At 34.8% G+C, this 13,370-nt stretch carries 11 protein-coding genes and 1 pseudogene; 6 read left to right on the top strand and 6 right to left on the bottom strand.

What is annotated here, in order from left to right:
- The first annotated feature begins 14 nt into the window (after nt 1-14).
- The 6 genes from FYC62_RS11040 (at nt 15) to FYC62_RS11015 (ending at nt 9,113) form a co-directional block, all read left to right on the top strand.
- Nucleotides 15-1,037 (top strand): asparaginase, encoded by a 1,023-nt coding sequence (locus FYC62_RS11040; protein WP_039451085.1) that lies wholly within the window; start codon nt 15-17, stop codon nt 1,035-1,037.
- A 358-nt stretch (nt 1,038-1,395) separates the two neighbouring features.
- Nucleotides 1,396-4,572, top strand: coding sequence for a SusC/RagA family TonB-linked outer membrane protein (locus FYC62_RS11035; RefSeq protein ID WP_149074956.1), 3,177 nt, complete (start codon nt 1,396-1,398; stop codon nt 4,570-4,572).
- A gap of 8 nt (nt 4,573-4,580) precedes the next feature.
- On the top strand, nt 4,581-6,125 hold the full coding sequence (locus FYC62_RS11030) for a RagB/SusD family nutrient uptake outer membrane protein (protein WP_149074955.1): 1,545 nt from the start codon (nt 4,581-4,583) through the stop codon (nt 6,123-6,125).
- A gap of 23 nt (nt 6,126-6,148) precedes the next feature.
- Nucleotides 6,149-6,811, top strand: coding sequence for a hypothetical protein (locus FYC62_RS11025; protein ID WP_039451078.1), 663 nt, complete (start codon nt 6,149-6,151; stop codon nt 6,809-6,811).
- A gap of 44 nt (nt 6,812-6,855) precedes the next feature.
- On the top strand, nt 6,856-7,992 hold the full coding sequence (locus FYC62_RS11020) for a PKD domain-containing protein (protein WP_168199428.1): 1,137 nt from the start codon (nt 6,856-6,858) through the stop codon (nt 7,990-7,992).
- 116 nt (nt 7,993-8,108) lie between these two features.
- The gene (locus FYC62_RS11015) at nt 8,109-9,113 is read left to right on the top strand and encodes a LacI family DNA-binding transcriptional regulator (protein WP_149074953.1); all 1,005 of its coding nucleotides are present in this window, start codon (nt 8,109-8,111) and stop codon (nt 9,111-9,113) included.
- On the opposite strand, the gene FYC62_RS11010 is transcribed toward FYC62_RS11015, so the two are convergent.
- The 6 genes and pseudogenes from FYC62_RS11010 to FYC62_RS10995 all read right to left on the bottom strand — a co-directional run bounded on the left by FYC62_RS11010 (nt 9,114) and on the right by FYC62_RS10995 (nt 13,334).
- A complete protein-coding gene (locus tag FYC62_RS11010; protein ID WP_149074952.1) occupies nt 9,114-10,427 on the bottom strand; it encodes a cryptochrome/photolyase family protein in 1,314 nt (437 codons plus the stop codon). It lies immediately after the preceding gene.
- On the bottom strand, nt 10,420-10,581 hold the full coding sequence (locus FYC62_RS17850; RefSeq protein WP_262713555.1) for a DUF1731 domain-containing protein: 162 nt from the start codon (nt 10,579-10,581) through the stop codon (nt 10,420-10,422). Before FYC62_RS17850 ends, FYC62_RS11010 begins: the two co-directional genes overlap by 8 nt.
- A pseudogene (locus FYC62_RS11005) lies at nt 10,548-11,324 on the bottom strand (TIGR01777 family oxidoreductase); the annotation flags it as partial. The pseudogene FYC62_RS11005 and the gene FYC62_RS17850, both read right to left, overlap by 34 nt.
- A 68-nt stretch (nt 11,325-11,392) precedes the next feature.
- Nucleotides 11,393-11,818 (bottom strand): CBS domain-containing protein, encoded by a 426-nt coding sequence (locus tag FYC62_RS11000; protein ID WP_039451066.1) that lies wholly within the window; start codon nt 11,816-11,818, stop codon nt 11,393-11,395.
- A 71-nt stretch (nt 11,819-11,889) separates the two neighbouring features.
- Nucleotides 11,890-12,228, bottom strand: coding sequence for a DUF2867 domain-containing protein (locus FYC62_RS17640; RefSeq protein WP_240534716.1), 339 nt, complete (start codon nt 12,226-12,228; stop codon nt 11,890-11,892).
- Nucleotides 12,225-13,334 (bottom strand): NAD(P)H-binding protein, encoded by a 1,110-nt coding sequence (locus tag FYC62_RS10995; RefSeq protein WP_240534715.1) that lies wholly within the window; start codon nt 13,332-13,334, stop codon nt 12,225-12,227. The genes FYC62_RS17640 and FYC62_RS10995 overlap by 4 nt, the downstream gene beginning before the upstream one ends.
- Between the last annotated feature and the right edge of the window lie 36 nt (nt 13,335-13,370).

The raw sequence follows: 13,370 nt of genomic DNA, 5'->3' as shown, positions 1-13,370 counted from the left end.
TTAAAATCAACCTGATGACCAAAATTTTTGTCATATACACCGGCGGTACTATTGGTATGATAACCGATCCGGCAACAGGCGCTCTCAAGCCATTTACTTTTGAACAAATTATTGAGAATGTTCCCGAGTTAAAAAGAATGGATTATCAATTAACCGTTCATTCCTTTAATCCTATCATAGATTCTTCAGATATGACGCCCGAAATTTGGGCATTTCTAGCAAAATTAATTGAAGATAATTATGATGACCATGATGGTTTTTTAATTCTTCATGGGTCTGATACGATGGCTTTCTCTGCATCAGCTTTAAGCTTTATGCTAGAAGGCTTAACTAAGCCAGTTATTTTTACAGGCTCGCAACTTCCTATATCTGAAGTAAGAACAGATGCTAAGGAGAACTTCATTACCGCTTTAGAAATTGCATCGGCCAAGTTACCAGATGGTAAAGCTCGGGTTCCAGAAGTGTGTATCTATTTCGAGAATAAACTTTTTAGAGGTAATAGAACCTTCAAGTATAACTCTGCCAAATTCGAAGCTTTTAGATCACCTAATTATCCTGTTTTAGTAGAAGCTGGTGTACATATTAAATATAATGATGCTGCTATTGGAAAGTGCGAAAATTGCATTTTAAAAGTACATTCTAATGTAAATAACAACATAGGGGTATTGAAGTTGTACCCAGGGATAAGCCCACAAATAGTAGACGCCGTTTTAAACTCCGATGCAGAAGCAATCATTATGGAGAGCTTTGGCGCAGGTAACACCACAACAGCAAAATGGTTTTTAGATAGGTTGGACAATGCCATCAAAAACGGAAAAATTATCCTAGACATTTCACAATGTAAAGTAGGCTCAGTAGAAATGGGACGCTATGAAACAAGTAGCGAATTATTGAAAATGGGCGTTGTTAACGGTTACGATATGACCTTTGAAGCAGCCGTTACCAAATTGATGTATTTACTAGGAAGAAACTATCCAAAAGACCGTTTATTGCGTAGACTGCGTACTTCTATAAGAGGCGAGTTAACCCAGTATTAAGCAGCTGTAAGACTTTACTTTTCATCCTCATAAAGCCACTTATTGGTGGCTTCCTACACTATCTTCTTAAAAATTATCTCCTATTGGCATAAAGGTTTATGTTAATATGAGATATTCTTTTGCCAATCTGCCATATATATCTGCATTTTATTTATTCGATATTTGAATAAAGGGGTTGTAAATAGAAGTTAACCCAAATAGGAAGTTAACACTATCCTTTATTGTAAACCAAAGACCATTACTATTTTATTACTATGCAAGTTAAATCACGGAAGATTAAACATCGCTGTTTTATCTCTTCATCGATTAAAGAATCATTAAAAATTAAAACCAATTAATCAATCTATAAATCAATAAAATGAAAAAAAGAGTACTACTAGACTTTTTCCAAAAGTTAATTTTTCAAAAAAAGTTAGTGCTATGCTTGTTGGTAATACCTTTAATGGTAGCCAGCGCTTATGCACAAACTATTAGTGTATCTGGGGTCATCAAAGATGAAGGTGGATTACCTTTACCCGGTGTAGCAGTAACTGTTAAAGGAACTACCTCAGGTACCATGACCAACGAAAATGGTCAATTTAAGCTTAATGCACCAGCGACTGGTGTTTTACAACTAAAGTATCTGGGTTTTGTTTCTCAGGAGATAGCAGTTAATAAAAGAACGGCTATCAATGTAACCTTAAAGGAGGATATCAGTAGGTTAGATGAAGTTGTTGTTATTGGCTTTGGAACACAAACTAAAAGAGATAACACCGGTGCAATTAGCTCTGTTGATGCTAAAACTATTGAAGAGCGTGTACCAGTAAATATTTTTGATGTATTACAGGGTGCTGCTGCAGGTATACGTGTAGCAACAGATTCTGGCGCTCCCGGAGATGAATCATCAATCAATATACGTGGTGTATCGTCTATTTCTCCTGAAGGAGGTCTTCCTATTTATGTAGTTGACGGTATCTTAGTTGATAATATCAATGGTATAAGTCCTAATGATATCAAATCTATTGAAATCTTAAAAGATGCTGCATCGGCTGCTGTTTATGGTGCTAGGTCTGCAAATGGCGTTATTTTGATAACCACCAAACAAGGTGAATCTGGTAAGCCTCAAGTTAGGTTCTCTTACACAAATAGTTACAGTAATTTAGCTCGTAAGTTACCTCAAGCTAACCGTCTGGAAAGAGAAATTTTTGATCAAGGTACTTTACCTACTCGTTTTGGCTTGTATCCAGTAAGAAATGACTCAACAGCATACGGTCGTAATAATGATTTTGATTATCAAGATTTAATTACTCAAACAGGTGTAAGAGGTCAATATGACATCAACATCAGTGGAGGTAATGAAAATTTAAGATATTTCACAGGTATTCAGTATCTTGATAACAAAGGTATCATCCTAGCTTCTCAGGAACAAAGAGCTACTTTTAGAACAAATATTGATTATAAGCCAAGTAAGAAGATATTATTTGCTACAAGATTAACATTTGGTTATACCGATGCTAATTTAATTAATGATGGCCAGGTATTATCACAAACGGCACAAAGACCAGCTTCTCAAGCTTTATATTTACCAGATGGAAGACCTATTTTTGATAATGGAGGTCGTAAGCATCCAATTGAAGAAGCTAGGTTAAGAGGAAATCAAAGAGCTAGATATAATGGTATTTTAGGTCAGATATTTGAATACAATTTCAATAATGCTCTTCAATTACATTTAGATGGTTCTGCAACATTAAACTTCAATCAAAATAGAACCTTTATTTCGGGTTTCTTGAATACTTCAGGTGTTGGTAGTGCTAGCGAGAGTTTAGGTAGAACTACTCGTCTACAAGCTAATGCGATTCTTAGATACACCAAAACATTTAATAAAGATCATACTGTAACAGCACAAATAGCTTCTTCATTAGATAATTCTCTTACCAGAACGGTATCTGTTGCAGGAACAAACTTTGTTACAGAAAGTGTAAATACTTTAAATGCTGTAGCTTTATTTAATCCTGGAAGTACAAACTCATTAGGAACTACTAATGGTTTATTAGGTTTCTGGACTAGGGTAAACTATGACTATAAAAAAAGATACTTATTTAATGCAGTTTTAAGAAGAGATGCTTCTTCTCGCTTTGGTAGAGAAAATGTATGGGGTAATTTCCCAGCTTTTTCAGCTGCTTGGAGATTTAGTGATGAAAAATTCATGGGCTGGTCTAAAAAATTCTTAACTGATGCTAAATTTAGAGCAACCTGGGGTAAGCAGGGAACAGAGAATTTAGGAGACTTTGCATCTAGAAATCAACTTGTATTTGGTAATTACTTTTATAATGGTGTTAGTGGTGTAGTTACCAATCCATTATTAGGTAACCCTAATATCCGTTGGGAAGAACAAACGCAATCAGATATAGGTTTAGATTTAATATTCTTTGGAGGAAGACTTTCTATGGAGGCTTCTTATTACCAAAGAATTACTAAAGATTTAATTTCTGATACGGCTAGAGATCTTCCAGGAGAGCTTGGAAGACCCGATAACGTATTCTTAAATGCTGGTACAATCAGAAACAGAGGTTTAGAGGTTCAATTATCTGGTTTCCCAATCAGAAATACTTCTAAAAAGATTTCATTAAATACTACTTTAAACCTTGGGTATAACAAAAACGTAATTACTGATTTACCTGGTGAAGAAGTAGTTTTAAACAACCTTTATATTGTTAGAGAAGGCGAAGAAGCAGGTAGATTTTTTGGATACAAAGCTTTAGGTGTTTATGCTTATAATGAGTCTAATGCTTATACTGAAGATTTCAGAACAAGACTTGTTCCTCAGTTCCAAAGAGATGCACAAGGTAATGTGATCTTTGGTAGAGATTTTCAACCTGTTTTAACTGGTTATACTCTTCCTAATGGTACTCCATATACAGGAGTTGTTACGCAATTAAGAACAGATGGTGCTATTGCAAGGGCAGGAGATGTAATTTGGGAGAATTTACCAGACGCAAATGGTGTTTATAACGAAAATATTAGTATTGAGGATAGACAAATTCTAGGTTCAGGTATTCCTAAATTAACATTAGGTCTTAACAATAGCTTTAATTACAAGCAGTTTGGTATTTCTGTATTTGTATTCGGAAGTTTTGGAAACAAAATCTACAACAGCTTAGCAAGAAGTAATGCTCAGTTTAGTTCGGTTAACGTAACACCTTTCCCTTATGTTATTTCTAATATTTGGAAATATCCTGGTCAAGTTACTGACGTTTATCAAAGAAATAATGCTTTAAATAACTCTCGCCCAGGTAATAGTTACTTCTTAGAGGAGGGTTCATTTATTCGTTTACAAACTGTAAGATTAACCTATCAGTTACCACAGAAATACTCTAAAGTAGTATTTAGTAAGAACTTAACCTTGTTCGCATTTAGCAATAATTTAGCTACATGGACTAGTTATTCAGGTTTTGATCCTGAGGTTGGCCAAAGAAATGTTCTTGAGCCGGGTAACGATAATGGTAGATTTCCAAAGAGAAGAGAGTTTGGATTTGGTCTTAATGCAACATTTTAATTGATATTATGAAAAAGATAAATTATATATTCCTTTTATTAGCTGCCTTAATAACTGGAGGTACTATTGGCTGTAATGTTATAGAAAAGGATCCTATATCATCAATAGAGCCAGAGCAGTTTTTTCAAAATAGAAATGATGCCAATGCTTTTATGGCAGGTATTTATAATTCTATGCAAACTACCTTGAGAACTAATTATTTTGATTGGGGCGAAGTTAGATCTGATAATGTTGAACCTGAAGGAACTGGTACTGCTCAAGCTAAATTAGTTAATAATGCTTTAGCAGCTAATGATAATGACTTAAACGCAGTTACGAATTGGTCTGACTTATATAGAACAATCTCTCTATGTAATATGGCTATAGAGGTATTCCCGGGATTAATAGATCGTAATCTTGATAATGCATCACCTCAATACAGAGATCAATTAGGACAAGCTTATGCTTTAAGAGGCTTAATGTACTTCTATGCTTTAAGAGTTTGGGGTCGTGTTCCTATTGTTAATGAGGTAGTAACAAGGCCAGATCAACAGCTTTATTATCCAAGAGCTCCTATTGATTCTTTGAAAAAGCAAATATTATCTGATATAGATAAATCTTTATTGAGCATAGGAAATACTCCAAATAAGTATTACATCCAAAGAGCAGCGGTTTTTGCTTTAAAAACGGATGTTCATATGTGGTTTCAAGAGTATCAAGCTGCTGTTGACGCTTCTGCAAATGTGACTGGATATTCTTATATATCTACACCAGCACAGTGGAAAACCATATTTGTAGATCCAGAATTATCAACAGAAACTATCTTTAATTTATTTTGGAATTCTGCTGAAAGAAATAATCAAGGTGTTGGCGTTTGTGCAAGGCTTGGCTCGAGAAGTAATACAAGTAATTATAGGATAAGACCTGGCGTTGTTTCAACTTATTATACCAGACAAATTAATGGAAGAAAAGCAGATGCTAGATTATGGTTGTCTATCGATACTTTACAATCACCCAATCTAGTTCAGTATGATTTACTAAACGAACAATATGGTAAGTTTATGGCTATTAACCCTGTTACAAACACTTTCACTTACGTTAATAACAATGATTGTAGTGTTAAACTTCCTATTTATAGATTTGCTGATGTAATGTTGCTTAGAGCAGAAGCTCTAGCAAGATTGAATCGTTTTACTGAAGCATTAACCATCTTAAATGCAATAAGAGCAAGAGTTGGATTTACAGTACAAGCACAAAGATCTGATTATACAGGTTCAGATGAACAAGTAGGTATAGCTATTCAAAGAACAATTTTAGCTGAACGCCAGTTAGAATTTATTGGTGAAGGTAAGAGATGGTTTGACTTATGCAGAATTGGTAGAATGTATGATTTTACAAGTACTGGATACGATTATTTGAGGTCTGTAATGAATCCAATTCTTCAAGGTAGAGTAGGTGCAGTAGCTTATGATTCTGATCTTAATATGGGTCGTATTTTATATCCATTAAATTCAGATATCATTAATGCAAATCCTTTATTAAGAGGTCAGCAAAATCCACCTTACTCTGAATAATTTAACTTACTATAATTATATAAATGATGAAAGTAAAAAGAATTTTAGTTATCGCACTTACAATTTCGGTTGTATTGATAACAGGATGTGAGAAGTTTCCTCTACAGAAATCTAGAAAGTATGAAACTTCATTTTTTCAAAATAATACCAATAAGACTGTTTTAGAATTTATTGAGTCTCGTCCTGATTTGTTTTCAGGATTGATAGATGCAATAGCATATTTAGATGCTGATCCTGCTTATGCAGATATTAAGGAAATGTTTCAGTCTCAAAACAATACCTTTTTATTGTTACATAATGACGCTTTAACTACTATCCCATCAACAACTAGTTATTGGGGTAGACCCGAAAATAGAGTGACGGATACAGACCCTACTAGTCCAACGTTTAATCAACTTGTAGCGGGTAGTTCTTGGGCTCAGTATCCAAAAGAGGATATAGCAAAATTATTAAGACGCCACGTGATAAAAGGTAAAGCTGATTTTCCAAATTTATCATCAACTCCAAAATTATTTGATACTTACGATGGTACTTATAAAATGAGGATGTTTATGACTGATAACAGGGATGGAAACATTCAAATTGGAAATGGTCCTACATTTATAACACCAAGGACACCAAATTTATATGCTAACGGAGGAAATGTTATTCATGTATTAAACGCGTTCATAGTAGCTACACCTTAATTTTAAGGAGTAATGGTATGACTCATAAATTAAAGACTATAATTATGAAAGTTAAAAACAAAATATTTTATATTCTTGCAGCGGCAATATTGATTTCCGGTTGTGAGAAAGATCCAAATATAGAAATGACCTCTTTAAATAAACTTGGAGATGAATTCTATTTAGGAGAAAGAGTACTTATGTGGGCTTCAACAGAAGGAGAACGCGAGGATATGACCTATGAATGGAAAGCTACAGGTGGTTCTTTCGATGGTTTTAGGACGCAAAATCGTTTCGAAAACGTTTGGATAGCACCAACCACACCAGGAACTTACGAGGTTACTGCTACTGCAAAAAATGGAAAGTCTACATCTACTAAGACTACCTCTATGCGGGTAACGCAGTATTTCTTTGATGAATTTCAGAATCCTACTTACATGTTCAGAGGTAATGGTTGGCTACAATCAAACTTAGTTAACTCAAACTCAGGATCTGATTTTATTCCTGTAATTTCTAATGCTAATAACCCATCGTTAAGCACCGCAGATATTGTAGCAAGTGGAACTTCTGCTCCAAACATGAGACGACTGTTGAATCTGGCTGAACTTAAAGCGCCGTTTTCTGTAAAGACAAAACTTGGCTGGAAAGGTTTTTTTAGAACTGGTCAAGCAATTACCATTTCTATGTTATTTGTACAGCCATCAAGAAATACAAGCCGTCCTCATATAAGAGAGGTAAGATGGTCTTTTAACCCTACTGTTAATCCAACCACAACAAATAATTTTCAAATTAGGTATGAGATTTTCACCCCTGCTACCGGCGTAGCCGTTTTCAGTGGTAATACTGCTGGAGCTTTCCCAACTCCAGATCCTTTACTTAATCCTTCTGCTGGTTTTACAGCAAATAGTGGTAGAAATGCGATTTTTGCTTTAGCTAATGGGCAGCAAAAAGCATTTACTTTTTCTTTAACCAGTGACTATACATTTATAGCTCACGTTGATGGGGTAGAATGGTTTAGAAGTAATGGTATTAAAGATTGGATTACTAAAGCAAAAACTCAATGGCCAGATTTTGAAGATCCAATTGGCAGAGAATTTAGAATAGCATTCCCAGCAAGAGCAAATGCTAATGAAACTGGTACCACTATAGCCGTTAATAGTGTTTACATTAACAATGACGGGACTATTTTGAACACTCCATAATCTTATTCAACCAATTTTAAACGGGCGAGCTTAAAAACTCGCCCGTTTTTATTTGAACATTCATCAACAATTCTACATTTCTTAACTTATTCTTATATTGGTATCAGAGAAGTCATATGAGTAAAGTTAATCTGAAGCAATTAGCTAAAGAATTAAACCTTTCTGTTTCAACTGTTTCAAGGGCTTTAAGTAATAGTCATGAAATTAGTCAGGAAACAAAGGAGAAAGTAAAGTATTTAGCAGAAAAATTAAATTATCAGCCTAATCCTCATGCAATGAGTCTCCGTAGTCAAAAGACTAAGACCATTGCTGTAATCATTCCAGAGTTATCAAATAATTTCTTCGCTTTAGCCATAGATGGTATAGAGTCTATCATGCAAACAGCAGGTTATCAATTGCTTATTTATTTAAGTCATGAAGATCAACAAAAAGAGGTAAGCATAGTTAATAAATTAGAAGGTAGGGTAGATGGCGTGTTAATTTGTATGGCTACAGAAACCCATGATATTTCTCATTTAAGAGGACTTAAAGAAAAGAAAATTCCTATTGTTTTTTTTGATAGGGTTTCTAATAAACTGAATACCGTAAAGGTTATTACCAATGATATAGAAAGCGCTTATAAGGCAACGGAGCATTTAATAGCAAGAGGAGCTCAAAGAATCGCTTATATATCACTATCGCTCAATATATCGGTAGATCAAAAAAGAATGCAAGGCTGTTTAAAGGCTTTAGAAGATCATCAATATACTGGAGATAAAAAGAGAGTTTTAAGTTGCACTATCAATGATGAAGAGAATTATCAGCTCATCAAAAAGATGTTATCCTCGCCTACTAGACCCGATGCTATATTTACTTGCGTAGAAAGATTAGCCATTACAACTTATACCGTTTGTAGAGATTTAAGGCTATCTATCCCTGTTGATGTGAAGGTGGTGACATTCTCTAATATGCCAGCAGCAGCATTATTAAGTCCGCCTTTAACTACCATATCACAGCCAGCTTATGAAATAGGCAAAGCCGCAGCCCAGGCTATATTAGATGCTTTAAACAAGAATATAGTAGAACTAGACGATGAGAAAATTATCTTACCGTCTATCCTAATAGAAAGAGCATCAACCTAATTATTTTTTAGCTAAGCCTTCCTGATAAACTTTTAAACACCTTTCTCTAGCAAATTTATGGTCAACAATAGCTTTAGGATATTTAAAAGGGTCTGAAATTTCTGGCACCCATTTTTTTATGTAAACAAGCTCTTTATCAAACTTTTTTTGTTGTTCGTAAGGGTTAAAAATCCTAAAATAAGGTGCTGCATCAACGCCAGAACCTGCTGCCCATTGCCAACCTCCAACATTGCTAGAAAGTTCAAAATCAAGAAGTTTTCTGGCAAAATAGCGCTCTCCTAAACGCCAGTCTAACAGTAAATGTTTAGTAAGAAAGCTTGCCACTACCATTCTAATTCGGTTATGCATAAAGCCAGTTTCGTTAAGCTCTCGCATGCCTGCATCTACAATGGGGTAGCCTGTTTTTCCTTCACACCAAGCTTTAAAAGCATCTTCGTCTTTACGCCATTGTATTAAATCGTACTCTGGTCTAAAAGCTTGGGTTGCCGAGTGTGGGAAGTGCCAAATGATAGCAAAATAAAAATCTCTCCATATCAATTCATTTAACCAAGCTTCGCTTTTAGCATCTAAAGCATTTTTTACCAATTCGCGTATGCTGATGGTTCCAAATCTGAGATGTAAACTGATACGTGAAGTTGCATCCTTTGCAGGATAATCTCTGTTTTCTCCGTATCCTTTTAAAGCACCCGTATAAGCTATTTCTGGAAATTTTAATTGACTTGGTATAAAGCCCATATCAGATAAAGCGATAGAGGCTAGCGCTTGCGTTTGATATAAACGATTAAAATATTTTTCTGTTGGATAAGGTTTATAATGGTAAGATTTTAATTGAGTAAACCATTTCCTTTTATACGGAGTGAACACCACATAAGCTGAACCATCATCTTTAAGAACTTCATCTTTTTCAAAGATAGCTTGGTCTTTAAAGGTTTTAAATAAAACCTGATACTGCTGAAATAGCTGATTTAAATTTTTATCTCTTTCTTTAGCATAAGGCTCATAATCATGATTGGTATAAACCTCAGCAACATCATATTCTTTTAAAAGAGACGACCAAATTTCTAAAGGTTTCCCGTATTTGATGATGATTGAACTGCCTAAACCATGAAGTTGTTCTCTTATTTTCATGATTTCTTGGTGAATAAAAGTTACCCTACCATCATCTTTATCTTCTAATTTGGAAAGTATATCTTCATCAAAAATAAATAGCGGTAAAACCGGATGATTACCTTTTAAAGCATGGTATAGTGCGGCGTTATCCTTTAACCTAAGGTCTCTTCTAAACCAAAAGATACTGATTTTAGAGTTACTCATATATATTCTTTAATGCAGATTTAATATCAGGGAATTTAAATTTGAAGCCAGCATCTTGTATTTTTTTACATCCATACGGGTGCTTCCTAAAACTACTAAACTCATCTCGCCAAACAATAGTTTTAAAACAAAAGCAGGTACATGAGGTAGCCAAATAGGCTTTTTAAATTGTTGGGCAACGGCCTTTGTTAATGCTGTATTGGTAACCGGTATTGGCGAACCCATGTTATAAACACCTTCTAATTGCTCATTTTCTATGGCAAAATCATACATGTTTACAACATCCTCTATGTGCGACCATGAGATCCATTGTTTCCCATTACCTAGCGGAGAGCCAACACCAAATTTGATAGGTTGTGCTAATTTTTCTAGAGCTCCGGAATCTTTATCTAAGACAACACCAGTTCTAAATTTTACAATGCGTAAATTGTATTTTTTACCTAGGTCTACAGCTTGCTCCCATAAAATACAACAGGTACTTAAGAAATCATCCAAAGGTTTTGATGATTCTGTTAAAATTTCATCACCACGGTTGCTATAATAGCCAGAAGCCGATGCAGAAATAACTTCTTTAACCTGATGTGGTTTTTTGTCTAGCAGATTATAAATCAGTTTTATAGAGTCTGTACGACTTTTAATTAAAAGGTCTTTTCTTTTTTCTGTCCAGCGGCTATCTGCAATACCAGCACCAGCTAAATGTATAATGGTATCTACACCATCAATACAAGCATCATCAATAACTTGATTTTCTACATCCCAGATAAAAGTTTTAACAGTAGCGTTTTTGCCTTTGCTTCTAGAAAGGTGACTAACTTCATGTCCTTTGCTGAGTAATAATTGCGTTAGTGCTTTACCAACAGAGCCTGTGCCGCCAGTAATAAGAATCTTTTTTGCCATAGCTGTTAAGTTAACCAAAATACCAGATTTTAGTTTTAACAGCCTGTAATTTTAAGAGGTTAAATTTATTAGCTCTTGATATAGCTTTCTAAATCTTGGATGGTTTGTTTTTGGTCTTCTATAACAAACTTTACAACATCACCAATAGAAACCATACCTACCAGATTTTCAAATTCTAAAACAGGTAAATGGCGTATATGCCTGTCTGTCATAATCTGCATACAATACTCAACACTGTCTTGCGGAGAAATGGTTACCAAATTTGCAGTCATCACTTCTTTAAGTTTAACTTCTTTTGATGATTTGCCTTGCAGTACTACTTTACGGGCGTAATCTCTTTCAGTAAAAATTCCTTCTAGATTTTCATCAGCTATTAAAACCGCACTGATGTTATGGTCCATCATGAGTTGTAGCGCTTCAAAAACAGTCGCGTTAGGACTAAGTTTTATCAAATGATTGTTTTTTTGATTGAGGATTTTTCTTACTGATTTCATTTGTTTAAAATTTTGTGAGCCTAATAAATTTAGTAAAATTTTATTTACAAATGAAATATAAGCGCCAAAAATTATTGCACTTTATCTTTGTAATTCATTAAGTTAAGTGCCATTCCATTAAAAATGAAATAGTGAAAAGGCCATAATATCCACCAATAGATACGGCCCCAAAGGCCTCTAGGCCTAAAGGTAGCCACTTGGCTTAAGATACTTCCTGTTGGTCTATCAATAATTTTAAATTCTAGCCATGCTTCTCCGGGTAAGCGCATTTCTGCATATAATAAAAGCCTAGCATTCTTTTTATCTGCTAAGATAACACGCCAAAAGTCAACAGCATCGCCAGCGTTAAGACTTACATCACTTCTTCTCCCTCTTCTAGTGCCCACACCGCCAGCTAGTTTATCAATCAACCTCTTAAATTCCAAAGCCAATCTAGGTAGTACCAGCCTCTTTTACCGCCAATGGCCCAAATATTTTGAAGCACTTCGTTTTTATCCCGATTTAAGTCGAGTTTAACTTTATACGCTAAAGTTCCGTTTTGTGGTACTTTAACTTGGTCCATAAAACTGGTTTCTAAAAAGCCACGGTTTAAGGCATCACGCCAGCTAGATACAATAGAGTTTTGTTCTATTTTTTCAAAGGCCAGTTGTAAAGCTGTTTGGTAGCTTACACACTCATGCGTAACAATTTTCTTAATTTCATCATCTTTACAAATCACCTCATTACGCATACTTTCTACCAAGCTACTGGCGATACTGTAGTTTACAGATGTTACCAAGTTTAGCCAGTATGATGATAATCTGGGTGTAAGAACCGGAACCGTAAAAATCCAACGTTTAATATGCCTTTCTTTTGCATAAAGTAAAAGCATTTGCTTGTAGGTAAGTATATCTGGCCCACCAATATCTAAGGTTTTATTAAATGCTTTGCTGTTCCCTAAAACACCATGTAAATAAGCCAAGACATCTCTTATGGCAATGGGCTGGCAGCGGGTTTTTAGCCATTTTGGCGCTATCATTACAGGCAGCTTTTCTGTTAGATCTCTAATAATCTCAAACGAAGCACTACCAGAACCAATAATAATAGCTGCTCTTAGGTAAGTATGCGCTATATGCGATGTTTTTAGGATATCTTCTACTCCTAATCTAGATTTTAGATGGACTGATAAATTTTCATCATTAACAATACCTGTGAGGTAGATGATTTGCTTACAGTTGGTTTTTTCTAAAGCTTTGATAAAATGATGTGCAGATAGTTTTTCTAAATCGCTAAAATCTGTACTGCTCATAGAATGAACCAGATAGTAAGCAGCATCTATATCTTTAGGGATTTCTTGTAAAGACTCTTCCTGAAGTAAATCTCCGGTGATGATTTCTACCTGATTTTCCCAATTGTTATCTTGTTGGAAACGCCTTTTATCTCTTACCAGACAAACTATTTCATGTTTGTTTTCTAGTAACACAGGTAATAATCTGGTTCCAATATAGCCATTAGCACCTGTTAGTAGAATCTTCATAATTATATCAACACCTAAAACCGAAAGCAGTTTTAC

This window comes from Pedobacter aquae (assembly GCF_008195825.1).
Lineage (GTDB): Bacteria > Bacteroidota > Bacteroidia > Sphingobacteriales > Sphingobacteriaceae > Pseudopedobacter > Pseudopedobacter aquae.
The sequence above is the reverse complement of the archived record's forward strand: the minus strand, read 5'-3'. Positions and strand labels throughout refer to the sequence as shown.

Bases quoted from the DNA above. Each gene is read 5' to 3' on its own strand.
- FYC62_RS11040 (WP_039451085.1), top strand. From the start codon at position 15: ATGACCAAAATTTTTGTCATATACACCGGCGGTACTATTGGTATGATA.
- FYC62_RS11035 (WP_149074956.1), top strand. From the start codon at position 1,396: ATGAAAAAAAGAGTACTACTAGACTTTTTCCAAAAGTTAATTTTTCAA.
- FYC62_RS11030 (WP_149074955.1), top strand. From the start codon at position 4,581: ATGAAAAAGATAAATTATATATTCCTTTTATTAGCTGCCTTAATAACT.
- FYC62_RS11025 (WP_039451078.1), top strand. From the start codon at position 6,149: ATGATGAAAGTAAAAAGAATTTTAGTTATCGCACTTACAATTTCGGTT.
- FYC62_RS11020 (WP_168199428.1), top strand. From the start codon at position 6,856: ATGAAAGTTAAAAACAAAATATTTTATATTCTTGCAGCGGCAATATTG.
- FYC62_RS11015 (WP_149074953.1), top strand. From the start codon at position 8,109: ATGAGTAAAGTTAATCTGAAGCAATTAGCTAAAGAATTAAACCTTTCT.
- FYC62_RS11010 (WP_149074952.1), bottom strand. From the start codon at position 10,427: ATGAGTAACTCTAAAATCAGTATCTTTTGGTTTAGAAGAGACCTTAGG.
- FYC62_RS11000 (WP_039451066.1), bottom strand. From the start codon at position 11,818: ATGAAATCAGTAAGAAAAATCCTCAATCAAAAAAACAATCATTTGATA.
- FYC62_RS10995 (WP_240534715.1), bottom strand. From the start codon at position 13,334: ATGAAGATTCTACTAACAGGTGCTAATGGCTATATTGGAACCAGATTA.